We start from the raw sequence: 23261 nt of genomic DNA, 5'->3' as shown, positions 1-23261 counted from the left end.
CTCGGCCGCAGCTTCCTTGCCCGCGCCCTTGATCCGGCACGGATTGCGGCTGATCAGGTCGTCATCAACGGCCGTTTCCATGATGCCCTTGAGGAGCCGGTACGCCTTGGCAACGGTCGTCTTGGCGCTGGTCGTCCGCAGCCGCTCGGCCCGCCATTCACGGACGCGAGGAGCAGTGATCTCGTCCAGGTCGAGCGCGCCGAAGGCCGGCAGAAGGTGGAGCCGANATCTCGTCCAGGTCGAGCGCGCCGAAGGCCGGCAGAAGGTGGAGCCGAAGAAGATGCTCGTACAGGTCCACCGTGCGTACTGCCAACTCCCGCTCTTCCACCCACTTCTCGGCGTAGACGCGGAAGTTCACGGCGCCGGCATCGGGAGAACGCCAGTCCCCGCGACTAAGATCCGCCTCCACCTGAGAGAGCCAGATCTCAGCATCCTTCTTGGTCTCGAAGGTCTCCTCGGCACGGACGCGCTCACCATCGGGCGCGAGGTACGACGCCGTCCAACGACCGGACCGGTATTGCCGCACCGCACCAAAGCGCCGACGCCTGCCCTTCTTGTTGGCCATCAGGCGACCGTCCGCAGTCCGGTTTGGCGCAGCCCGACCGGCTCAACAGTGCGAGAGGCGATGTACTCACGTACGGCGCTCTCGGGGATGCGGACGTGCCGACCGACCTTCACGTACCGGATGCGCCGCTCCTCGATCAGCCGCCGAGGAAAGCGGGTGGTCGTGCCCAGCAGCTCGGCGACCTGGTCGACGGACAGGTAGCGGTCGTTCATGCGGTCGGCTCTCCTTCCGTTCCGAGGGCAGGGGCGAGTGAGGCAGATAGCCACTCCTCGCCACGAGTCAGGCCTGTCCCGGCAAAGACCCAATGGGCGAGGACGTACGTCGTATCCGCCTCCTGCTCGTGCTCGGCGGGCCGCTGGTCGTCGGGCAGCGCGGCGAGGGCTTGCGCGCGCCGCCATTCGGCTCGGGTGTCCCGGAGCGCGCCGAGGGTGGTGGAGTAGCGGCGGGTCTTGGTGGAGAAGTGGCCGCGGAAGCCGAGCATGTGCGCCCAGGCCCTCAGCCTCAGCTCTGCCAGATCCTTGCGACCGCCGAGCTGCCAGGCGGTGCGGATCATCCGCCGGGCATGGTCGGTGATGCGGGCGTGTGCCAGCTCGGCGAGGAACTTGATCGGCCGGTCCAGGGTTCCGGTCGCCGTCTCGGCGCCCTTGGTGGCGTACTTGGCGATGTAGGCCGCGACCGCGCGTTCCGTCAGTTCCGACGAGCCGTTGAAGTCGGCCGAACGGATCGGGCGTATGTCGAGCTGACGGCCGAAGGCGAAGGCATGCGCCCGGCCGTCGATAACGGGCCCGGTGACCGTCGCTTTCGCGGCAGCGGCGCCAATCGCGTCGGTCAACAGCTCGGCCGTCGCCCAGTTCGGGGGCGCGCTGTGGCCGCCGTCCGGCCCGTCGATACGGATCACGGCGTGGAAGTGGACCGCGCCACGCTTCTGGTACTCGGCGACCTTGGCGAAGGAGACGCGAGCGACATTCGGGAAGTCCCGCTGGGTGAGTCCGGCCCGCTTGGCGACCTCCCGGCGCAGGTAGATGGAGAAGCGCCGCCAGAGCATCCCGGCATGTGCGTTCCACAGAACTGCGGCTTCGTAGTCGTACGTTGCCGGGTCCAGAGGCGTGCCGAGAGTGCCGTCGTCCTCGGCGTGCAGCACACCGCAGCGGCAGGGCCGGTGGGTTCCGCGCCGGTCGGTGGGCCGGTTGTGGACGGGGCCGAAGCCGGGTGCGGTGAAGGTGGCGAACACCCTGGGGTGTTCGGCGATCGTCTCGGGGTTACCCTTGCCGCCCCGTAGTCCGGCGGTGATCAGGTGATAGGTGTCGCGGCGGTAGACCTCGGCGCATGCCGTGCAGCGGGTCGCGCGGCGGTTGTTGCAGCGCACCAGGAGGTGACCGGCGGGGAGGGCCGCCGAGTCGAGGTGGTGCAGGGTGCGGCCGATCTCGCCGGTGTGCGGGTTGAGTTCGTGTTCGATGCGGTGGCCGTCGAGGCGTACGGGACGCGTGCAGCCGCCCAGCCCGCGCAGCTGCCCAGCGAGGGCGGACATGTTGCCCAGCGAGGCGAGCGCGCCCAAGTCCTTGAGCGGGGGCGGAGTGTGTCCGGTAGTAATGGAGCTGTCCTTTCGGCAGTGGTCGGGAGGGTCCGTGCCTGCCGGGGCGGCGGGATGCTTGGCGGTATCGAGGCCGCCCCGGCAGGCTGGTCAGCGCGTGTTGGCGCGGTTGAGCAGGGAGCGCAGCACCAGGGCCGCGATGGACACGGAGACGGCCGTTATCGCGACCGTGGCCAGGAGCGCGGTCAGCACGACGCCGACGACGAGCACGGCGGCGACAGCCGCGGCTCCGAGGCCGACGTACGGGGCGACGGGTCGATCGGTGGAGTGCGCGGGAGCGTGCTGGCACGAGCAGGCCGCCGGGGCGTGATGGCGTTCTGCGGGGGCGGCCGAGGTGATCAGGTGAGTGGTCGGAACGGGTGCCGCGTCGGGCAGTTTCGGGCGGAGCAGCATGGTGGTTGTCCTCTCAGTCGTTGGTGCCGTTGACGACGTCGACGCCGGAGCGTGTGCCGGACTCGATCGGCCCGGCCAGGAAGGTCTGGGAGAGCCAGAAGCCGAAGAGGGCGATCACGACGGCGACCCAGAGGCGGATGCCGAGGAACTTGATCGCGGCCCAGGCGATGACGCCGAGGACGAAGACGAGGGGCAGGCTGACGGTCACGGGAGGGCTCCTCAGCGGACGGTGCAGCGGTGGGTACGGGCGGCCAGCTCGGCGGCGGCCCGGCTGTCGTAGTCAGTGGAGAAGCCACAGCGCGGAGCGGTGCAGGCAGCGGCGTGCTTCTCGCGGCCTCGGCCGTCGTAGTAGGTGGCGACCTGGACGGGGCCGATGCGGATGACGCGGCGGAAGCGGCGGTGGGCGGTCATGAGCGGGTCTCCTTCTCTCGGGTGAAGTCGGCGACGTGCTCGGTCAGCCAGCGGCGGATCTCGGCGCCCTCTTGGTCGTCGGCGTTGAGAATCACCGGCTCGGCGACGAGCAGGGCCTCGGTGAAGTGGTTTTGGCGGGTCAGTTCGGCCGCGCGCTGGAGGGTGCGGAGGGTGGACGGTCGCAAGAGCGGATTCCTTGTCAGTCAGGTGAGTTGGGCGGCGATGGCTTCGGCGAGTGGAGCCGGGACGCCGAGCCGGGCGCGAAGGGTGGCGGTGTCGATGGGTGCTCCTGTGCGGGTGTGGTGTTCGGCGGCGACCTTCCGGGCGTGGTCGACGAGGGCGGTCGGAAGCCGGTCGGCTGGACGGGCTGCAGGCTCGGCGACGGGTTCGCGCGCCGGAGGGATGGCGGGCTGCTCGGGTGCCGTTTCAGGCACTGGTTCCGGCTTGGGTGCCGTATCGATCGGTGCGTCCTGAGGCTCGGCAGCCGGTGCCGTCCGATGGGCGGGACCGTGCGCGAGCAGGGTGCCGCCGAGGAAGGCGACCGCCGGCCAACCGGCGACGAGGATGCGCAGCCAGGCCGGAACGTCGTGGAGGTCGAGCAGTCCGGCGGTGGCGACGTTCGCCCCGAGGCTGGCGGCGAGCGCGACCAGGAACCATGACCATCCAGCTGCCTTGGACTCCCCGGAGCGCAGCCGCTTCCAGGCAGCCACCAAGAGCAGGTCGACGCTCACCGGGTAGGCCCAGGCCTTCCAGCCGTCCTGTCCGGCGGCCACGGCCAGGTCATGCAGATGCGCGAAGGACAGCGCGGCGGCGATGACCGCTTGGACCAGTACGGCGTCAACGGTCACGTTCCGAATGCGCATCACGCTCACGTCCTCTCAGCCGATTTCAGGCATGGCGGGGTAGGGACTTGGCGCGAGGCGGTCGCGCCGACCGTGGGAGGGGTGCGGCTACTCCGTCACCGGACGCGGCCTGGCCACCGGGTCCCACGCCTTCACTGGCGAGGCCGGAGCATGCGGCCGGAAGGGGTCCAGGGCCGGAACATCGGGCACGAGATGGGCCGTCTCACGGCAGATCACCGCAGCGTCGGCGAGGGAGAGGTACGGCGTACGGATGCGGGACCAGCCGCCGAAGGAGTCACCGACCACGGCCAGGCCCGGCAGATCGGCGGCGATGGCGGAGGCGACGTAGACGGCTTCCGGGGCGATGTCCCCGAGCGCCATCTTGGCCGACGCCTCGTCATTGACGCGGTGGCAGACACGGCCGGTGAGTTGAGCGCGGAGCATGGTCGCTCCCTTGCCCAGCTCGGCGCCGAAACGCTGCCCGCAGATCTCCAGGTAGATCCCCGCCGCCCGGCCAAGCTGAGCAAGCCGGATCAGCTGGGTCACCATCTCGTCGCGCCGCTCCTCGTCCTTGCGCGTGGCAACAAGGAACAACTCGGCGACCTCGTCCACGAACAGCACGATCGGCGCGGGCCGTTCGTCCTCCGGCAGCCCCCACACATCCGAAGTGATCTCCTCGTCCGCGGTGCCGGGCGCGATGCCCTGACGGGCCTTGATCAGGTCGTAGCGGTCCTCCATTTCCTTGACGAGCACGGGCAGCAGCTCTGCGGCTTCATGCGGCTCGGTGGCCAGCGCCGACAGCCGAGGGGCGAACGGCGCCAGTTCCACACCGCGCTTGCAGTCGATCCCGACCAGGGCCACCGGCTGAGCCGCAAGCCCCGTCAGCAGGTTGCGCAGGAACATCGACTTCCCCGACAGCGTTGCGCCGAGGACCAGTTGGTGAGGAATCGTCCGGTAGTCGCGGACGAACGCGGTCGCGTCCTCCCGCAGAGCCACCGGCACCGCCAGGAAGTCACTTTCAACCCGGCGAGGCATCCTCACCTTCCGCAGCACGTCGAAGCCGACCAACCGCAGCTCGACCACACCCGGCTTGATACTGCGGACATGCACGGCGTGAACTCCCCACGCGTGCCGCAGGCGCTCGGACGAGGCCGCCACGTCCGCCGGTTCCTGGCCCGGGGCCAGCCGAAGCCGTACCCGGAGCCCGGTCGACGTCGGCCGGAGCAGACCCCGGCGAGGCGCCACGGGACGGACCTCCCGGCGAGTGGCCGCCCGGACGGCGAGGGCCCGCAGCCGGGACGGTTCGACGGTCAGCCCGCAGGCGTCCATGGTCGAGCCGTACGAGGCCATCAGCCGAGCTGCAGACAGCGGCAGTCCGACCGTGGCCCAGTAGGCCGCCGGATGGGCCTTCCGGGCGTAGACCGTCCCGCCTATGGCAGCGAGCGACCCGCCCAGCTCGACCAGCGTCATCAGCTCGGACACGGAGATCAGCTCTCCTGCCCGGCCGGGAAGGCTCCGGGAACCACAGCAGCCGCCCGGTAGGCGATGCCGTGACGGGCCTGGCCGTTGAAGACGCTTTCCCACGGCCGGGCGATCAGGCCGGGAAGGGAGACGGGACCGCCGACGGTCAGGCCGTCAGTCACCCCGCTCTCGGGAATGGTCACCGCGATCAGCGACGACTCCCCCTCGTCGATGTAGACCACGCCGACCTTCATCAACGACTCACCGCTGACAGCGTCCTTGGCGATCTCGCCCGTCTGCCGGTCCTTGACCTTCGGCTCCGGAGCTTCGGTCAGAAGGATCGTCGCGGACGAGGTCTCAACACGGATCACACGCACAGAACTTCTCCTTCGATAGGCACCCGCCAGATGACCTGACAGGTTGACTTAGCAAGTTCGAAGCTAGGGATGCCAGGTTGACTTGTCAAGTGACATCAAGCGGGAAGGCCGAGCGACCGGCCGGGGCCAACTAGCCCAGGCGATAGGTGTCTTCGAGTTCCTGCCGATCAGCAGGCAGCAGTACGTCAGTGACCTGCAAGGCCTGCCCGGAGACGTCGCAGGCCACGACAAGCACGCTGAGTACCGGCTCCCCCGTACCCAACGCCAAGAGGCCGGCCTCTTCCTTGCTCGGCAGACGAGCCGAGACCCGCTCGGTCACGTGGTCGAGGCGGACTTTCTTACGGGACTCCAGATGCTCGCGCAGACTTCCGTGCAGCGGAGTCGATTCGGCGAGGTCCGTGCCGTCAGCCATGCCTACGGGAAAGTACGAGGAGGCCAGCTCAACGGGTTCGCCGTCCTCCTCGATCAGCAGCCGCCGGACAAGCACCTTGGTCCGCTTGGGTACACCGAGGAACGAAGCAACGCGCCGCGGTACGGGGACCCGGTCGACCTGGACGAGGCGGCCAGGCGAGGCCGACTCGTCTCTCTCCAGGGCTTCGCGGCCCCGCTGGTCTTTCTGCTCAACCACTTCGGGACGGCCACGCACGATCGTGCCGTACCCCTGCCGGGACTCCAGCCAGCCATCCCGCTTGAGCAGATCGAGGGCCCGGACAACAGTTGGGCGAGACATGCCGAAGGCTTGGACCAGCTGGTTTTCACTCGGCACGAGGGTTCCAGGCGGGTACGTGCCGTCCTCGATACGCCCCTGGAGCGTCTGGGCCAGCCGCACGTATTTGGGTGCAGCCACTTCGTACGCCATTGCCCCGCCTAGTCGGAATCCGCCAAGTCAACTTGTCAACCAGCCTACTCACCGTGAGGAGGCTATGAACACCCAAGCGCACGGATACGGCTCACCAGACCCAAGGGCCTTCATGGCTTCCAAGCACCGTCGACCAGGAACGAGACCACCGTGCCACCGAAGCGACTAGGCCCGGCGTGCCATGAGTCCGACAGCGCGTCGATCAGGCAGAGACCCCTTCCATGTGCGTCGCTGGCGTCGGGCCGCCTCATCCGGACGTGAGCCGGGAACCCCGGATTATGCACGTCCACCCGAAGCGACTCCCCCACGCGCCACCACTCGACCCGCACCCGCCACGCCTCTTCCGCCTCGCCGTAGAGGATGGCGTTCGTCACCAATTCGGAGATCATCAGGACGCAGTCGTCCACCGAACAGGTCAGGTCGTGCGGGGCAATGAACTTCCGGAACCAGCGCCGGGCCCGAGCCACCGATTCGGGCACCGGATACAAGGTCATGCACCCGATCGGTACGGGCTCCGCCGACTCCCCAACAGGGCCACCCGTCGTATCGCTCATTCGCATCCCTGCTCCCTACCGGTGCCGTCGCAGTCCAGACAGCGCCGCTTGGACGTAGCACGGGCGCGAGCATCGGCCGCGGAGAGCGCCAGGGACGAGCGGGAGCCAACACGCTTCCAACCCCGCCCCCGGCATCCACGGCACATCGACCTTTGCGCGGGGTGCCGTAACTCCGCATGCTCCTGACTCACGCTCAGTGCCCCTCTCCTTCAAGTGGCCTTAGCCACTTACTGGATAGTGGCATTAGCCACTTCGGCGCAAGCGGTTCTCGGATACAGGCGCGAGTTTCTAGCCGATCGGGTACCCCTGCTCGAACGCCCAACGGCCAGGCGGGTACGTCGCCTCAGCGAACTCCAACGGCCGATCCTGCAGGTCGTAGACGACGTGATGCACAACCAGCACCGCCGAACCGGGGTCCAACTCCAGGTCAGCCGCCTCGTCTTCGGTGGCCAGCCGAGCGCACATCCGGTCCTCGGCATAACTGCCCTGCCGGCCCGTCATGTTCTCGACGTACATCAGCGTCCCCTCCCGAATCCGGTCAGGATCCCGGAGCTTTGGCGCGCACTCACCCACATCGGGACCGAACCACGAGGTGGACAGAGTGATCGGCCCGGATTCGTTCTTGGTCACCCGTTGGCGGTGCACCGCGCGGGTACCGGCCGTCAGATTCAGCGCCTCGGCGACGTAGCCGGGCGCCTCCAGCCATCCGGCCGAAGTGATCACCGCATACTCGCCGGGAGTGTAGATCTTGCCGGTCTGCTTGGCGCGACCGTAGAGCTCCCGAGCACGGCGGTTCACGGCCAGACCACGCACATACGTGCCCGAACCCTGCCGCTTCTCCACCAAGCCCTGATGGCTCAGCGCCTCAAGCGACCGCGCGGCCGTCGGCCGCGACACGCTCCAATCGGTCGCCAACTGCCGTTCCGACGGCACCTCATCGCCAGGCCGCAAGTCGCCCCGCAAGATCTGATCGCGAATGTGGTGCGCGATCTGCAGGTACTTGGGCTGGGTCTCTTCAATCTTCGGCATCCGAGCCCCTTCCCTAAGTGGCTATGACCAGTGGCCACTATAGGGTGAGTGGCCAATCGTGCAGCCCGTACGGTTGGTTGGGTGACGCGCTTGATCGTGGCAGCAGGAGGAGGGGGCGACGCAGTCGCCGCCGCAATGCTCGACGCCGCTCTGTACGGCGAAGAGGGTCCGGCGGTGATCCTCACTTACGCGTGGGACCGCCTCTTGATCGACCCCGTACCGGGTCCACGAGGGCCGGCCAACTTCACCGGCCTCCGCCCCTTCACCAGAAGCGTCCAGACCGTACCTGCCGACGCAAAGCCGATCGCACCGGCAGGCTCGACGCTCCCTCGCCTCGCCGCCGAACTGCCGCACGTCTTGGCCCTGATCGATCCGCACCACGGCGCCGAGGGCATCACCCGCCAGCTCGAAGAACTCACCGAGCACCTGGCCCCCGAGTCCATCGACCTTTTGGACGTCGGCGGCGACATCCTCGCCAAGGGCGACGAGCCCACGCTTCGCAGTCCTCTGGCTGACGCCCTCACTCTCGCAGCGTGCTGCCAAGTCAACGCCCCTGTACGGCTGCTGGTCGCGGGTCCCGGCCTGGACGGCGAAGTACCGGCAGAAGACCTGCGCGACCGCATGGGCCCAACCGTCCTGACGCTCACAGCCGAGCACGTCGAGCCGGTCAGCTCTGTTCTGGAATGGCACCCCTCTGAAGCGACAGCCATGCTCGCGGCTGCCGCCCGTGGAGTCCGAGGTCTGTGCGAAGTGCGGGACGCCGGCCTGCCAGTGCCGCTCACCGACGAAGGCCCCACCGTCCACGAAGCCGACCTGGACGACGCCCTCAACCGCAACGAGCTCGCCCGAGCCATCCTCGCAACGGAGACCCTCGAAGAGGCCGAGCAGCACAGCCGCGAAATCTGCGGCTACTCGGAGATCGACTACGAGCGCAACAAAGCCAGTTGGCTCGGCACCCAGCCGGAACAGAAGCTCGACCCTGAGACCACACTCCGCCAACTCGACCAGTTCGAGGCCGAGGCCCGCAGCCGCGGAATCACACACACGACGTTCCGCCGCATCACCGAGGCTCTTCGCCTCAACGGCAAGCAGCGCCAAGACCTCAGGGCTTTGCTGCTGACCAGCCGTCCGGAGCAGTACCAAGCCCCACTCTGGCAGATCCCAGCCGAAGCCTGAGTAACAACTTTCTCTACGGGTTCAAGGCGGCTCGCTCCGCTCGCCGCGCGCGGCCCGGCCCCCGGCCGGGCCTGCGCTCCTGTCTCCGCCCCGCTCCAGCCCGGCCGGCACCCGTGCCGCGCTCAAAGCATGCAGCCGCCTGGCGTTAGAGAAGGGGTACGTCGTGGCTGGGGCGGTCGGCTCCGCGGCTTTAGCCACCTCCCCGGTCCGGGTCCCGCGTCGAGCAAGACCAGGGGGCCACTCGTGCACATTGCGGTCAGGCCCAAAGCCTGCCCGAGTTGCCAACCAGCGTACGGCCCCCTGATCATGCTCGACCCCAGACCGGGCAGGCCACCGGCCAAACCCGCTCCGCCGACCTCACGTTGCTCGATCAAAGCTCGTGACGAGGCCCTTCCCCACTGTCATCATGCTTACCTCAGCGTATGAACGGCAGGCAGCGGAGAACATGGCGGACAACAACCTGCAGGACTTGAACATCCCTAAAGCAGTCAGAACTGTGCTCGCGAAACCACTCGATCGACTTCCCGCCCTGATTACCGATCGGTCACTCGCAAATTCACACGGCACTTTGGCCAGCCTTGCCGAAATTGCGTTGGCGCCAAACGCCGGCGTGTCTGTTGAGACCATCACGATGCCAAAGAAAAAGTTCGGCCATAGACCGATCGTGATTCCAGACGTGGCATCTAGATGTCTCTATGTAGCCCTGGTGGACTCCATCAATAAGCAACTAGAGCCGGACAGTCGCAGCGAGGGAAACTGGGACATCTTCGAGAAATTCGCCGAAGAATCTCCAATCGACTACATCGTCGACATCGACATTGCCGCTTGCTACGAGTTCATCGACCACGAAATACTGCATCGTGAACTCCTAATGAGAACTATGGATCAGGGTAAGGCTGATGCCATACGGTCCTTCTTGAAAAGATGCTCGTTCAATGGCCGTGGCCTACCCCAGCTCTCGACACCCAGCGACCGCCTGGCCGATCTCTACTTGAGCGTCCTGGAACGTCAGCTATTGCGCCGCAAGCTTCCCGTGGTTCGCTATGCGGACGACTTTCGGATCAGAGCCGAGAGCTGGGAGATGGCTAACGGAGTAATCGAGTACGCAGCAGAATATGCACGCGAACTGGGGCTTATCCTTTCCTCGGACAAGACAGTCATCATGCGAGCAGAGGCTCACAGGGCGCGAGCCAAGAATAGAGAAATTCTACAGAAAAAGTACTTCGACAGCGCAAAATCTCACCTTACACTAATTCAGTTGGTGCAACGAGACTATGACGACGTAGAAGTCGTAGAAATCCCACCGGACGACGAGAAGGCATTGAAGGAATCCATGCGGCGCATCATTGCCGATTGGAAGGCGTCCGTCGCAGGACGTCAGCCTGACATGGAGACCTCCAAGACAACAGAACTCCGGCGTATGCTCCCTCTCGCAATTACGATTCTTCAGAAGGACGATAGAAGAATCGACCCCGAAATCTTCACAAATCTCATTTTTCGAGAGCCGGTACGCCTAGAGCGAGTTTGCAAGTACATCCTCAACCGCATGGATTCGTTTTCCGAGACTGAAGAGAACTGGTCCCTTGTACGGAAGATAATCGAAGCTGGGAGAATCGGGCCATCAGGGAGGATTTGGCTGCTCCATGTTGCAGGGAGGCTTCCGAAAGGAAGCTCTACAGACTGCAATTGGGTGCTGCGCTGGGCTGGGGAACAGTGTAACGACCGCCATGAGATGGTGAGAGCGGAAGCCGCGTGGGTTTCAGCCAAGTTCGGCGCGCTGACTGATGACATGACCGTAGAACTGCTTAAGACATCCACGAGAATCTCAGAACACGCGATCGCGGCGGCTATGGGTCGCCAAGGAGATCTTAACGCCTCCCTTAAGAAATCGGTTGTAAATGCAGGCACCTTGAATCGAGAAGCATTCTCTTGGGGAGAACAGAATTGACCACATGGCAGCTCACAGAAAGCGGCGAAGGCGTGCTTCGACGGGTGAGCGTCCTAGGTACTACGCCGTACGCTGAAACTGATCAAGACGGCATTCGAGCAGCAGTTGTTTCCTGCGCAACACTGGTCGAAGCTCACGTCGATAAAGTGATCAAGAGCCTGTTTTCGGCTGACGCTGCTATGTCTCTCTCGCTGACACGCGTACTGCATGCGGAGGTAGAGGACTCAATCTTCAGGACGTGGGAATCTAGACGCAAATGGCTAGCCACGGCTTTCGGTATCAACGTATCTGGCGACAAGGCTTCTCAGGACTTTGATGCGGTTGTCGATCTACGAAACAGCATTGTGCATGGAGATGGGCAGCTTACCGATCTGCAGCTAAGTAAAATTAAAGATCTCTTTCGCTTGAAAGAGCAGTATACGCGCGTACTTTCTGCGCAGGTAAATGGAAGGTTCGTTACTCTGTCATCTGAGGTGGCGGTCAGATCTGCCACTGTGTCGCGAGATTTCGTTCTACATTTCGACAAAGTGTTGCTGGAAAAATTCCCGGCTCTCACGGTTCGCGCTTCCTGAAGAAGCAGAGGAAGCGCCTACGGCGACCCAATTGTTACGGTTGCGGTGTCGGCTCGACAGGCCAACGTCAGTACTTACCAGGTTGGATGAATCTCCACGCTCCCGCCCGCGCCAAACATGCTGATGGGGAGGGTGTCCTCACTTACAATTGACCAACCACTGCTGCTCATAATTCGGTAGTCGATCGAGTCAGTTCGGCTTTTCCATTCTGCGAAACCTTGGTCATCTAGGTCTGCAAGCCCTTGCGCCCTACTCCCGTGCCGCAGAGAGTAAAGCAGAGCATCGAAGCAGGCCCCAAGGATATCGGCAGTTCCGGCTGCGTCATCGACGGCACTATAGGTGAATTGAACGTGATGAGGGTTTGTCACAAGCATGTGAACAATGAGAGGGTGAATCCCTCGAATTTCATTCCATAGGTAGCGGACGTCAACCCCACGGTCTCGTGAGTAAAAGTCTGCGTGCCACAGTAGCCCCTGAGCGTTTTCAAGATCTCCTGGCCAGGACGCCCAGGGGCGCCGGCTAACTCCTACTTCGAGACTCACTCCGTATTGGGTATCCGCATGCCGAATAAGGCGTCGCGCAGTAGGATGCTCGGCCGAAATCCATCCAGCAGTCATCGCATCCTTGAACTTTTCCGGCCGGGGAATGATGCGCTTATTGTAGGCGGCGCAAGCAATAAAAGCTCCCCGCTCTAGATCGCGCAGAGTCTGCTCGATACGCGCCAGATCATCTCTATGCGGTTTGCGAATATGCCCAATCCGGTGGCGCACTCTCTTCAATTCTTCTTGGCGTCCATTCCATGAGCCGCTTTCCAGCAGAGCATACTCGAACTGCCCCCAGTGATTTTCAATAACCGGCAAAAGCTGGCTGTAGTCCAAATAGGCGAGCGGGTTTTCGCTATCGGCGGTCGACATGTGTCTGTACGTCGCATCTTGCGTCTGTCGGCCTGACGCAGCTCGCAGCCTGTCGAGCCACGCTGCGCCGTAGAGAGACCGCAGTTCTACGTAGATCAGCTCGCGCAGCCACGCTTCCAGTTGCCACCACCGAGCGTAGAGAGCTAGGGACCGTGCCGGCATAACGCTGGGGACGACGGCACGCAAGGCGTCGTGACTCTCCGAGTCGAACCAGCTGTCCAGCTGCCGAGGTTGCTCACCGATAGGGTTTCCGGCACTCATAGCGTGTTTCTACTACACAAATACGGTTCACGTGCGCTGTTCTGGGCGAAGTGGTCAAGGACCTGGCCGTTACCGAGGTACCGGTGCTTGGATACAACTGCAAGAGCCTCACGCGACCGCGTGATTCTCGTTGACGGCCTGAGTGCGTCCACTGCGGCTTAGTTGACCTTAGAGGCGTGCCAGACATGTGCCAGATCGTGCGGGAAACACCGGGGAACCAGCCGACTGCCCGCCAGGCGTCGAATCCGCTCCGACGCAGGTCAGCCTCGGAGCAGGCCTCAGATACCCTTAGCTTCCCAAGCTGAGCGCTGCGGGGCCTCCTTGATCGGCGCCCAGCAGGCAGGCACGTACACCGGGGCCGCGGGATTCAGACGCGATCCCCAAGCCTGAGTGGTTGATCCAGCGAGGCCTGTCCGCCTTTGACTCAACTGTCCATGGGGCTCAGGTAATCGACGCTGGGCTGCGAGTCCCAGGCCAGCGAGCGGACAGCACAAACGGATGGTGGGCAGTGCTGCCACCTGCTCCTGGTGCCGTCCGGCCCGGCAAGATGCGGAGTGCTCAGTCCGACTCAGAGAAGATCTTGGAGACGGGTAGGAAGCAGTGCCCTGTCTCGCTCGCGTGGCGCTTCTTTCGGCGCATCAGTTCGTCCAGGCGGATGCGTTGGTCGAGCACAGCCATGAAGTCGCCCCCATCCATCGTGATGAACGGCGTGCTGAGGCTGTAGACCGCCAGGGCGTCCGAAGTGAAGTTGCTCATGCTGATGTAGAGGCCGAGGGTGTTCTTGCCCTTGCGTTCGATGTTGCTCTTGAAGACGTCCAGCTCCCGACGGCCGATGGCTTCTTTCCACCACTTGGCTTCGAGGACGTAGTGGTCAGTGTCGAAAGAGAACGCACCATCGATCTGCTCATGGTCCAAGCTGTATGCCGCCCGCGGCTCCAGGTCGTACAGGGCGAAGAGCTCGTTGATGACGCCCTCGAAGTCCCGCCCCCGCTGCTGCGGGTTGGTAGCCGAGTGCATCACGATGAACCGTTGCTTCAGCCCCTCATGAGCCTGGGCAAGCGCTCGGCCGTCCTGGGCTTGCTTGGCGCTCTCCGCGATGGCGACCGCGTGTGCCTCATGCTCCGCGATGACCTCACGCTGCTTGGCAGTCCAACGCCTCAACTCCGCTACGGCCGCCGTCGCTTTGGCTACCTTCTCTTCGCCATCCTGCTGGGAGGTCAGGTTAGGGAAGGTCTCCATATCGGCGATGTCGAGCATGAGTGCGACCGTAAGGTCGAGGTACCGGGCTTCATTGGCTTGCAGCAGGTTGACCAACTGGCCGGACACTTCCCGCTTGGTGGACGACTGGAAGCTCAGCTGCGCCAGGAGCTCACTGTGGTCCTTCAACATCCCTCGGACGTACAGCTCAAAAGGATCTTTGTTCCAGTAGATCGTGGTCAGCGCCTCGACGAGTGCTGTGTATGCGGCCGGACGGATGGCCTTACTGCGGTTGTTGGACTGCGGCACCGTCCCCCTCCTCCTTGCGCACGATGACCGACCTATCACGGTACCGCGCGATTGGTCGATGACCAGCCCGTATGACAGGACTTGATCCCAGAGGGCTTCGATGACCCACCATCCACCCCGCGCCAGCACCGCGAGGATCTAGGCCGAGGATGGGCAGCTGGCGCCGGGACGCCTCGCCGGAGCCCCGTCCGCCCCTGCGAACCGCACAGAGTACTCCGACACAGTTAGAAGAAGTCAGGATCCAAACGCGTTATAGATCAAATTCTGAGGCGTTAACGATCACTCGGCCCTGTGCGGGCTTGACCTGCACTTCAGAGGTCAGACACCGCTTATATCTGTGTCATTTTCTTAATTTCCTTCATAGACCGTTCGCTGACCTGTCGTCAGGGTGCGCCAACTGGAGGGAAACCCGGACGCAAACGGCCGCCCACAGACCGCACAATCTCAGGCATGACCTTCGCCAAGAAGTCCGAACTCAGCGTGATCGACCGAAACATACCCGTCTCGCAGGACGACACCATCAGCATGCTCCTCAAGGAATCCAAGCGCCACGGGCGCGCCGTCCCCATCCGCCGCGCATTCGTTCAGGACACCGAACCAGGACCGGTGCTGAGACAGAAACCGGGTCCGCTCCCTAAGCTCCTCCGAAGCCCCGCCGCGTTCGACCTCTACCTGCTGATCCACGCAATCACCGCTGGTGGTGACTTCGGGGTGACCCAGCGGTACGAGACGTGGGGACGCGCCACCGGCATCTCCTTCGCGACCAACGGCTCAGCAAGTGCTGCCGTCTCCCGACAGCTGGCCAAGCTGAAGCAGCTCAAGCTGATCAGTACTGCCGCCGACGGACGGAAGACCCGCATCACCAAGCGGCTCGAAGACGGCTCCGAGGACCCGTACACGGTCCCCTCGGGCGGCTCACGCAAGGACATCTACTTCAAACTCCCCTTCGAGTACTGGGAGCAGGGTCTCCACAACACCCTCAGCATGCCTGCCAAGGGAATGCTGCTGATCGCGATGAGCCTGCGCAAGAGGGCCTTCGCCCTCCCCCAGAACAAGGACTTCGCGAAGTGGTACGGGATCTCCCCCGCGACCGTCAGCCGCGGCATCGCCGATCTCAAGAAGGCGGGACTCCTCCTCGAGTACATGTCTGAGGCCTTCTTGACCGGCGAGTCCCCGACCGGCCGCGCCGAGCGGACGCTCTACGTCCTCAAACCGCCATACGACATCAACATCAACAAGAAGGATCGCGACGCAGAAGCACGCGCCTTCACCCCCGAGGGCATCCTCGCCACCGCCCTCAGCCACGCGAAGCATCTCAACGCTCCGCGCCTCGTACTCACGAGGCCCGGAGCATGACACGCAAACCCGCCGGAGCGACACACCGCAACCGGAGCCGAAGCCCCTGGCCGGCATCGTCCGAGCCAGATGCGGCACAGGCCGCCGCCGCAGAAGGCGACGGCCCCCTGTTCCCGCAGGGAGCCGCCCATATGAAGAACCGACGGCCCACTCCCAAGGAGGAAACCATCAGCATGCATCTCCCCGAGCCTACGGGCTCTTACTCCACCTGGTCGACCCACATCCATGCCACCAGCGCGAAGGCTCACCCCCGCAGGTATCGCCGCACTCTGCGGGCCCTTGCCCGCACCGCGGGCTTCGGACTGGTCCGGGGCATCGCCACGGCCTGCGGTACCGCCCTCGTGGGTGCGGTGATCTGGTGGACCCAGCACCAATAACAGAGCCCAGGGCTCCGAGGCTGGTCCTCGGGGCCCCGCTCCCGGCTCACCACCGTGGAGCGGGCGTGGTTCCTGGCGTCCACGTGCAACGCGCCACTCTACGAACCGAACGCGTCAGTGAAGCCCGGGTGAATCTGGGCGACCGTACCCACTGATTGGCCCTTCGCCAGCTCCGCACGTTGTTCGTCTCTGGCCTAAGGCCACCGATGCCGAGATGACTGGCCTGATGACGCAATCTGATCAAGCTGTGCAGCCGCCGCGCACCACAAGCGCACCAGATCGAGCGGGGAACAGCGGGGAATCACGGTGAACACTGCAGTCACCGAGAAGGCCCGAGCTCTACCGTTTGCCAAGGTCATCCCCTGAACCAGCGACGAATGATCTCAGCTTCCCAAGCTGAGAGCGCGAGTTCGATTCTCGTCACCCGCTCTTTTTAAAGCCCCAGGTCAGCGGCCTGGGGCTTGTGTCTTGGTGAGCCGTTTCGGCGTTTTGTCGACGGCTCTGCACTCGAAGATGGGGCACGCGGAGGGCACGTGCGCCTTGTGGGTGCGGCCCGCTCTTGCTGCAGCACGGCGCTGACCTGCGGCTTGACGTCGACCGTCGGCAGGTTCGCGCGGGGAGAGCACTCAGCCCGCCCGTCCCGAACAGTGCCGGACGCCTACCGCGCCTCGTGCATCTCGACAGCACGGGGCCAAGTCCCTTGCTGGAGCGGGCGCTTGGCTGCGGAGGATCTCTTGTCAGTGCGTGAGGTCGTCGGGGAGCCTTGTGGCGACCCAACGGTCGTACGGCCCGGAAGTCCCGTCGGTCGGGGGTGAGGATCGCGTCCGTGTCGTAGTCGGCGGCGAGCGCCACATTCACCGCGTCGGCGAGAGCGAGGTCCAACGCGCCGTAACGGACACGGACCGACTGGGCGGCGCCCAGGTGGTCCTCCGTGATCTCCGGCATGACGACCCGGCCCAGGCTCATCCAGCGCCGCAGGTCGTCGACCGCACTCAGGGCGGCCTCCCGCGCGAGTTCTCGCGTACCGTCGCTCGTCCCCGGTCATGCTGACCGGCCAGAGAGAGACCCCGGATCAGCGGCGTAAAGGACCCAGTGGCAATGGGAGATCACCCACTGCAGCGGCGAGTTCCTCGGGTCGGGACTCCCAGGTCGAATACCCGGGAGTTGTCGGTAGTGCGGATCGGTGGGCGACCGTGAGCGTCGTGTCCGCGTCTTAAGGACCGGCGCACCGCGGCTCAGGTATGGCGGGCCTCGCGCTCCGTCTTCGCCCGGACCGTGTCGATTACCGCCTGGACGGCCGTCACGAAGTTCTGGGGGTCGTCCAGACCCACGAACCGTGGTGCGACCCGCGCGATGTTGGGGTATTTGTCGGGCGGCAGCGTGAGGTAGTCCGTCTTCCAGGCGCGCAGGTCGGCGTCCCGGAGCTCCGGGGACAGCGCGGCCAGACTCGCGTCCATGGCGCTGTAGGCCAGCACCAGGTCGGCGAAGACCCGGTAGTAGCGGGCGGCTTCGGCGTCGTCGAGGCCGGCCCGGCGCATGCAGTCCAGTTTGCGCTCCACGGACCGGAATTCGTTCTCCCGCCGGGCGGTGCGCGCGGCTGCCAGGGCCCCCACCCGGGGATGGCGGAGAAACGCCTCATGGGTGTGGATCGCGATCTCCATGAGGTCGTGGGCCCAGTCGTCCGTGGGCGGCGGGGTGCTGGCCAGTGCCTCCTCATGCAGGGCGTCGATGAGTGCCAGCAGCAGTTCGTCCTTGTTGCGGAAGTGCCGGTAGATCGCCGTCGGATGGGCTGACAGCTCACGGCCGAGGGCCTGGAACGTCAGCTTCTCCATACCGGAGGAGTCCGCGACCCGGAACGCCGCCTGGACGATCAGCTCCTGGCTCAGGGTGCCTCGCGGCAGCCGGCTCCGGTCCCCCCTCTTGGTCGTCCTGGTACCGCTCTTGGTCATGCTTCCTTCCCCACGTCGATCCCTCCCATGGTCGCGCACCCGGCCACGGCGTCAGCCGGCGACCGCCGAACCGTCCGCGCGCGGATCGGTGGCCGCCGCCAGGTGCGGTCGGCCGTCCCCGGGGGCCCGCCGGATGATTTGCCCGTGGCCCACCCCGTCGTCGTTCGCGCCGAGCGACCGGACGGTGAAGCCCGCCTCCTCGATCGCGTGGACGCCGGCGGGAGGAACGTCCCGCTCGGCGCTGACGACGCCCGCGCCGGTCGTCACCCCTGCCTCCATGGCTCCGAGGACCCAGCGTGGCACCGACACGGCGTGTTCGGGAGAGGAACCGGCGGCGAGGTGCAGGGCCAGGTGGGTGTGCACCTGGGGTTGCGCACGTCCCCCCATGGCGCCGTGCGCGCCCACGAGTTCACCCCCTTCGCGGACCAGAACCGGCATGAGCGTGTGCATCGGCCGCTTCCCTCCGGCCAGCCCGTTGGGCGAGGCGAGGTCGAGGGAGAACGAGGCACCCCGGTTGTGCAGGACGATCCCGGTGCCGGGGTCGAGCACGGCGGCGCCGAAGCTGTGGAAGACGCTCTGGATCAGGGAGACCCAGGTGCCGTCCGCGTCGGCCACCACCACCGCGACGGTGTCACCGGACGCCTTGCGCTGTGCGAGCAGGTCGACCGCCGTGCCCGACATCGCGTGCTCGGCGACGCGCCGCGCGTATGTGTCGGACAGCAGGTGGTCGACAGGGGCGCTGCTCCAGTCCGGGTCGGCGCAGTAGCGGTCGCGGTCGCCGGCGGTCCATGCCAGTACGGAGGCGACCACGCCGGCGTCGCGGCCCAGCGGGTCGAGCGGCCCGCGGACGGTGCGGGCCACGTCGAGTGCCTTGAGACCCTGGAGGAAGAAGAGGCCCTGCGAGTTCGCACCGGCCGACAGGTACTCGACACCGTCGTACTCCACGGCGAGCGCCTGCGAGAGCTCCACGGTGTGTGCGGCGAAATCCTCCTCCGTCATCGCGGAGCCCCCCGCGGCGAGCAGCTTCACCAGGCTCGCGCCCACCTCTCCGCCGTACATCGCGGCGGGGCCTTCGGAGCCGATCAGGTCCAGGGAGCGGGCGAGGTGGGGCTGGCGCAGCGTCTGTCCGGCGGTGAGGACCTCGCCGTCGGCGAAGAACACCCCCCGCATACCGGGATCCCGCGCCAGGTGGCTGCTCTCCCGTGCGAGATCGTTGGCCAGTCCGGAGGCCACGGCCACCCCCTCACGGGCGGCGGCCTCGGCGGGCGCGAGCGCCGAGGCGAGCGGACGGGTGCCCCAGATCTCGGCGAGAGTGCCCCATCCGGCGACCGCGCCGGGAACCGTTACCGGCAGGGCGCCGAAGACCGGCATCACGTCGTACGCCGCCGTCAACGGCAGTACGTCGACCGCGCGGGGGGCCCGGCCGCTGGCGTTGACGAAGCGGATGTCGCCATCCCGGGTGCCCACCAGTGCCAGCAGGTCGCCGCCGACAGAACACTGGTTGGGGTACACGACCGTCAGCATGGCAGCGGCGGCGAGCGCCGCGTCGACCGCGTTGCCGCCCCCGCGCAGCACCTCGGCCGCCACGTCGCTGGCCGCGGCGTGGGGCGTCGCGACGGCCCATTCCCTGCCCCTTGCGGCGAGCGGACGTTCGGTGAATGCGGACATCGTTCCCTTTCCGGAGTGCGCCGGCGGCCGCCTGCGGTGCGGCCTCTTTAACCGCCGCGTTACAAGGGACTTCTTGACAGTCCGAGAGCGACGGGCCTAGCTTCCCTCCATAGTCAACGTTATCGACTATGGCATTGACTTACATCGTCGCGCAACGGCGCGACTCGCAAAGGGGTTCGGATATGGCCAGATCGCTCGCCTTCTCCCGCCGATCGGTGTCCGTACTGACCGGCGCCACCGCCGCGGCTGCCATGGCCCTCACCGGATGCGCCGGGAACTCCGGCGGCACCGACGCCGCCGCCACGGCTGCGTCGGTCAAGCTGCCCGCGGGCGCGCTCGTGAAGGACGGTCAGATCACCTACTGTTCGGACATCAGCGCGCCGCCGCTGACGTTCTACGACGCCGCGCAGAAGCCTGTGGGAGCCGAAGTCGAACTCGGGAACGCGCTGGCCGCCGAGCTCGGGGTCCGGGCGAACTGGGCCAACACCAGCTTCAACGGGATCATCCCGGCGCTGCAGGCCAAACAGTGTGACGCGATCATCAGCCAGCTCTACATCAAGCCGGAGCGGAAGAAGGTCGTCGACTTCGTCCCGTACATGTACGCCTCCAATACCTTCGTCGTGGCCGAGAAGAACGCCAAGGCCATCAAGGGCGCGGGCGACCTGTGCGGCAAGAAGGCGGCCGGGCAGACAGGCACCACCATCGTCCAGTACCTCACCGACCAGTCCGAGAAGTGCACGGCGGCCGGGAAGGCGAAGATCGACATCCGGCAGTTCACCAAGGACAGCGACGCCCTCCAGCAACTGCGTCTCGGACTGGTGGACGCCTACGGCACGACGCTGGAGACCGCCGCGTATGTGCTGAAGCAGCAGCCGGACACCTTCAGCCTCGCCGGCGAACCGTTCAACCGCATCAAGGTGGGAGCCGCGACCCGCAAGGACGCCACGTCCCTGCACGAGGCGCTCGTCCAGGCGCTGGCCGCGGTACGCGAGAGCGGCGCGTACGACCGGATCCTCAAGAAGTGGAACCTGACCGGCGACGACATCGCCGGCTGATTCCGGGGCAGGCGCGCAGAGAGAGGACCACGTGACCCACGCAACCGTGCTCGCCGGCACAGGGCAGCCGGCCGGCTTCGACTGGCCGTTCTTCTGGCACTACCTGTTCTCGCCCTCCGGGGCGTTCCTCGACGGGCTCTGGCGCACCGTCTACATCTCGGTCGTCGCCCAACTGCTCGGTGTGTTCCTCGGGTTTGCCGTCGCGCTGGCCCAGCGCAGCCGCCTCTCCCCGCTGCGCTGGGGCGGCCGGACCTATGTCTGGCTGATCCGCGGTACGCCCCTGCTCGTCCAGCTCGTCCTCGTCTACAACGGCCTCGCCGCGGCGGGCATCTACCGCTTCAGCGACGTCCAGGTCGGCGGGCTCGTCCTCCTCGGCGTCGTACAGGCGGCCACTCTGACGCTCGCCGTGAACGAGGCCGCGTACATGGCCGAGATCTTCCGCGCGGCCCTCGACGCCATCGATCCCGGGCAGGCGGAGGCGGCGCAGGCGCTGGGCATGACCCCGGCGATGGCCATGCGGGTCGTGCTGCTGCCGCAGGCGATACGGATCATCGTTCCGCCGCTGGGCAACGAGTTCAACCTGATGATGAAGTCGACCTCCCTCCTGTCGGTCATCGGCCTCCAGGAGATGTTCCTGACCGCGCAGTCGATCAACTCGGCGACCTTCAAGACCTTCGAGATCTTCCTCGTCGCCGCCTGCTATTACCTCGCGTTGACGACGGTGTGGTCGTTCGTCCAGCGGTTCATCGAGCGCAAACTCGCGGATCCCGGACAGGTGATCGCCGCACCCTCGCTGCGGGAGCGGTTCACCGGTGGCGGCCTGGGCCGCACCACCGGCCGCGAGGACGCCACGCTGGTAGGCAAGGAGGCCCACTGACATGGAACCGATCACGAGGCAGGCCGGGGAACAAGAGGGCCACGGGGCTGGGGCACCCGCCGGGCCGGCCGACGCATCGGCGGTGATGTCGGCACGCGGGGTGGTCAAGCGCTTCGGCGACGTCCGGGTGCTGAACGGCATCTCCATGGACGTCCGGGCCCGCGAGGTCGTGGTCATGGTGGGGCCGTCCGGGTCCGGCAAGACCACGTTCCTCCGATGTCTCAACCACCTGGAACGCATCGACGGGGGCGAGATCCTCATCCACGGCCGCTCGGTCGGCTACCGACCGCGGCCGTCCGGCTCCGATCGGCCTGTGGAGGAGCGGCCGAAAGTGGTGGCCGAACGCCGCCGCAACATTGGTTTCGTCTTCCAGCGCTTCAACCTCTTTCCCCACCTGACCGCGCTCGACAACGTGGCCGTCGCGCCGACGAAGGTCCTCGGCGTGCCGAAAGCCGAGGCCAGGGAGCTGGCGCAGGCGCTCCTGGCGAGGGTAGGCCTCGGACACAAGGCGTCGTCGCGGCCGTCGGCACTGTCCGGCGGCCAGCAGCAGCGCGTCGCCATCGCCCGCGCCCTCGCCATGAAGCCGACGTTGATGCTCTTCGACGAACCGACGAGCGCCCTCGACCCGGAGATGGTCGGCGAGGTCATCGCCGTGATGAAGGAGCTCGTCGACGACGGCATGACGATGATCGTCGTCACACACGAGATGGGCTTCGCCCGCTCGGCCGCGGATCGGCTGGTCATGCTCGACCAGGGGGCCGTCCTGGAGGAAGGCCCTCCTGAGAAGCTCATGACCGACCCCGCCCACGAACGCACACGCGCCTTCCTACGCCGTATCAACGAGGGCGGCTGAGCACTCGCGGCGCCGACACGGAGCCCGGGTCGCATCCCGCCGCGCCACGTGGTGGAGCCGATCAAGCAAGCGGAACGGCCAGGTCGCGGCCCTGGTCGCCTCTGCCGGTGGCCCTGTTGGGGCACATCGAGCCGGGACCGGCGACAACCACCGGGCCGCCCAAGGCGGGACACGCTCGCTGGGTCCAGACCGGAGGCGACAGATCGTGATCGGCTACACCACGACCGGGTCACGACCGGGGACGCCATCGATCCGTGTGTCCCGCGCTTCCCACCACTTCCGCCCGAAAGTGCTGTGCCGGCACCGCGCCAACTGATCGCGCATGCGATGGGGCCCGTGCGCGTCTTACGGAGACGTATCCGAGGCACCTCTCCACGGGAGAGACGGCGCTGACGACCGGCGCGAGCCGACGCCGTGCCCAACCCGTGCCCGTAAGACCGGACAACTACGGTCAACAGCGGTGCGACCCGGCCCTCGCGGCCGTCCAAGGAGAGGGCATCTGCGCTGGTCAAAAGCGTAGGGCCGGTGCGAGCACCGTCGCTTCCCAAGCTGAGAGCGAGTTCGATTCTCGTCACCCGCTCCATGCGAAACCCCCAGGTCATGGACCCGGGGGTTCTTTGTTGTCTAGACCGGTGGGCGGGGCGCGCACCACAACCGCACCATTAGC

Annotated in this window: 24 protein-coding genes and 3 pseudogenes; 8 read left to right on the top strand and 19 right to left on the bottom strand. The window is 65.9% G+C overall.

Annotation, left to right across the window (positions count from 1 at the left end):
• The 14 genes and pseudogenes from FGD71_RS48600 to FGD71_RS08655 all read right to left on the bottom strand — a co-directional run.
• A pseudogene (locus FGD71_RS48600) lies at nucleotides 1-226 on the bottom strand (tyrosine-type recombinase/integrase); the annotation flags it as partial.
• 1 nt (nucleotide 227) lies between these two features.
• Nucleotides 228-565: pseudogene (locus FGD71_RS50390) on the bottom strand (Arm DNA-binding domain-containing protein); the annotation flags it as partial.
• Complete coding sequence (locus tag FGD71_RS08710; RefSeq protein ID WP_119099805.1) at nucleotides 565-777, bottom strand: excisionase family DNA-binding protein; 213 nt, start codon at nucleotides 775-777, stop codon at nucleotides 565-567. The pseudogene FGD71_RS50390 and the gene FGD71_RS08710, both read right to left, overlap by 1 nt.
• On the bottom strand, nucleotides 774-2093 hold the full coding sequence (locus FGD71_RS08705; RefSeq protein ID WP_119099809.1) for a replication initiator: 1320 nt from the start codon (nucleotides 2091-2093) through the stop codon (nucleotides 774-776). Before FGD71_RS08705 ends, FGD71_RS08710 begins: the two co-directional genes overlap by 4 nt.
• Nucleotides 2094-2246: 153 nt before the next feature.
• Nucleotides 2247-2546 carry a hypothetical protein gene (locus tag FGD71_RS08700; protein WP_119099808.1) on the bottom strand — a complete coding sequence of 100 codons (300 nt, stop codon included), beginning with the start codon at nucleotides 2544-2546 and terminating at the stop codon, nucleotides 2247-2249.
• Nucleotides 2547-2562: 16 nt separating this feature from the next.
• Entirely contained in the window at nucleotides 2563-2757 is a 195-nt protein-coding gene (locus FGD71_RS08695; protein WP_119099804.1) for a hypothetical protein, read from the bottom strand.
• A gap of 11 nt (nucleotides 2758-2768) precedes the next feature.
• On the bottom strand, nucleotides 2769-2960 hold the full coding sequence (locus FGD71_RS08690) for a mobile element transfer protein (protein WP_119099803.1): 192 nt from the start codon (nucleotides 2958-2960) through the stop codon (nucleotides 2769-2771).
• Entirely contained in the window at nucleotides 2957-3145 is a 189-nt protein-coding gene (locus FGD71_RS08685) for a hypothetical protein (protein ID WP_119099802.1), read from the bottom strand. The genes FGD71_RS08690 and FGD71_RS08685 overlap by 4 nt, the downstream gene beginning before the upstream one ends.
• A gap of 18 nt (nucleotides 3146-3163) precedes the next feature.
• A complete protein-coding gene (locus tag FGD71_RS08680) occupies nucleotides 3164-3823 on the bottom strand; it encodes a DUF2637 domain-containing protein (RefSeq protein ID WP_119099801.1) in 660 nt (219 codons plus the stop codon).
• 87 nt (nucleotides 3824-3910) lie between these two features.
• Nucleotides 3911-5284 (bottom strand): FtsK/SpoIIIE domain-containing protein, encoded by a 1374-nt coding sequence (locus FGD71_RS08675; protein WP_119099800.1) that lies wholly within the window; start codon nucleotides 5282-5284, stop codon nucleotides 3911-3913.
• Nucleotides 5285-5289: 5 nt separating this feature from the next.
• Nucleotides 5290-5640: an SCO3933 family regulatory protein gene (locus FGD71_RS08670; protein ID WP_119099799.1), complete on the bottom strand. Its 351-nt coding sequence runs from the start codon at nucleotides 5638-5640 to the stop codon at nucleotides 5290-5292.
• Between the two features lie 130 nt (nucleotides 5641-5770).
• Nucleotides 5771-6499: a GntR family transcriptional regulator gene (locus tag FGD71_RS08665; RefSeq protein WP_119099798.1), complete on the bottom strand. Its 729-nt coding sequence runs from the start codon at nucleotides 6497-6499 to the stop codon at nucleotides 5771-5773.
• A gap of 110 nt (nucleotides 6500-6609) precedes the next feature.
• Nucleotides 6610-6993, bottom strand: a complete 384-nt coding sequence (locus tag FGD71_RS08660) for an ATP-binding protein (RefSeq protein WP_119099807.1) — start codon at nucleotides 6991-6993, stop codon at nucleotides 6610-6612.
• A gap of 348 nt (nucleotides 6994-7341) precedes the next feature.
• On the bottom strand, nucleotides 7342-8082 hold the full coding sequence (locus FGD71_RS08655; RefSeq protein WP_119099797.1) for a GntR family transcriptional regulator: 741 nt from the start codon (nucleotides 8080-8082) through the stop codon (nucleotides 7342-7344).
• An 81-nt stretch (nucleotides 8083-8163) separates the two neighbouring features.
• Between FGD71_RS08655 and FGD71_RS08650 the strand changes: the two genes are divergently transcribed.
• From FGD71_RS08650 to FGD71_RS08640, 3 genes are all read left to right on the top strand, one after another.
• Nucleotides 8164-9258, top strand: a complete 1095-nt coding sequence (locus tag FGD71_RS08650; protein WP_276147126.1) for a DUF1152 domain-containing protein — start codon at nucleotides 8164-8166, stop codon at nucleotides 9256-9258.
• A gap of 445 nt (nucleotides 9259-9703) precedes the next feature.
• Nucleotides 9704-11206 (top strand): reverse transcriptase domain-containing protein, encoded by a 1503-nt coding sequence (locus FGD71_RS08645; protein WP_162931074.1) that lies wholly within the window; start codon nucleotides 9704-9706, stop codon nucleotides 11204-11206.
• Nucleotides 11203-11778 (top strand): hypothetical protein, encoded by a 576-nt coding sequence (locus FGD71_RS08640; RefSeq protein WP_140935848.1) that lies wholly within the window; start codon nucleotides 11203-11205, stop codon nucleotides 11776-11778. The genes FGD71_RS08645 and FGD71_RS08640 overlap by 4 nt, the downstream gene beginning before the upstream one ends.
• 74 nt (nucleotides 11779-11852) lie before the next feature.
• Here FGD71_RS08640 and FGD71_RS08635 read toward each other — a convergent pair whose 3' ends face one another.
• Together FGD71_RS08635 and FGD71_RS08630 are read right to left on the bottom strand one after the other, a co-directional pair.
• A complete protein-coding gene (locus FGD71_RS08635; RefSeq protein ID WP_478130133.1) occupies nucleotides 11853-12692 on the bottom strand; it encodes a hypothetical protein in 840 nt (279 codons plus the stop codon).
• A gap of 819 nt (nucleotides 12693-13511) precedes the next feature.
• A complete protein-coding gene (locus FGD71_RS08630) occupies nucleotides 13512-14459 on the bottom strand; it encodes a restriction endonuclease (RefSeq protein WP_119099794.1) in 948 nt (315 codons plus the stop codon).
• Nucleotides 14460-14909: 450 nt separating this feature from the next.
• Here FGD71_RS08630 and FGD71_RS08625 point away from each other — a divergent pair, with 450 nt between their 5' ends.
• Together FGD71_RS08625 and FGD71_RS08620 are read left to right on the top strand one after the other, a co-directional pair.
• Nucleotides 14910-15815, top strand: coding sequence for a helix-turn-helix domain-containing protein (locus FGD71_RS08625; protein ID WP_119099793.1), 906 nt, complete (start codon nucleotides 14910-14912; stop codon nucleotides 15813-15815).
• A 131-nt stretch (nucleotides 15816-15946) separates the two neighbouring features.
• On the top strand, nucleotides 15947-16192 hold the full coding sequence (locus tag FGD71_RS08620) for a hypothetical protein (RefSeq protein ID WP_119099792.1): 246 nt from the start codon (nucleotides 15947-15949) through the stop codon (nucleotides 16190-16192).
• A 753-nt stretch (nucleotides 16193-16945) separates the two neighbouring features.
• Here FGD71_RS08620 and FGD71_RS48590 read toward each other — a convergent pair.
• The 3 genes and pseudogenes from FGD71_RS48590 to FGD71_RS08605 form a co-directional block, all read right to left on the bottom strand.
• Nucleotides 16946-17215 (bottom strand): annotated as a pseudogene (locus FGD71_RS48590) (PIN domain-containing protein); the annotation flags it as partial.
• Nucleotides 17216-17427: 212 nt separating this feature from the next.
• Complete coding sequence (locus FGD71_RS08610; RefSeq protein ID WP_119099791.1) at nucleotides 17428-18141, bottom strand: TetR/AcrR family transcriptional regulator; 714 nt, start codon at nucleotides 18139-18141, stop codon at nucleotides 17428-17430.
• Nucleotides 18142-18192: 51 nt separating this feature from the next.
• Nucleotides 18193-19809, bottom strand: coding sequence for a gamma-glutamyltransferase family protein (locus FGD71_RS08605; RefSeq protein WP_119099790.1), 1617 nt, complete (start codon nucleotides 19807-19809; stop codon nucleotides 18193-18195).
• A 182-nt stretch (nucleotides 19810-19991) separates the two neighbouring features.
• Between FGD71_RS08605 and FGD71_RS08600 the strand changes: the two genes are divergently transcribed.
• From FGD71_RS08600 to FGD71_RS08590, 3 genes are all read left to right on the top strand, one after another.
• On the top strand, nucleotides 19992-20864 hold the full coding sequence (locus FGD71_RS08600) for an ABC transporter substrate-binding protein (protein WP_119099789.1): 873 nt from the start codon (nucleotides 19992-19994) through the stop codon (nucleotides 20862-20864).
• 31 nt (nucleotides 20865-20895) lie between these two features.
• Entirely contained in the window at nucleotides 20896-21741 is an 846-nt protein-coding gene (locus FGD71_RS08595) for an amino acid ABC transporter permease (protein WP_119099788.1), read from the top strand.
• Nucleotides 21742-21826: 85 nt separating this feature from the next.
• Nucleotides 21827-22594, top strand: a complete 768-nt coding sequence (locus tag FGD71_RS08590; protein WP_276147127.1) for an amino acid ABC transporter ATP-binding protein — start codon at nucleotides 21827-21829, stop codon at nucleotides 22592-22594.
• Nucleotides 22595-23261: the final 667 nt, after the last annotated feature.

The sequence above is a fragment of the Streptomyces sporangiiformans genome, assembly GCF_005768555.2.
GTDB lineage: Bacteria > Actinomycetota > Actinomycetes > Streptomycetales > Streptomycetaceae > Streptomyces > Streptomyces sporangiiformans.
Note: the sequence above shows the minus strand (reverse complement) of the source record. Positions and strands in the feature narration are given on the sequence as shown.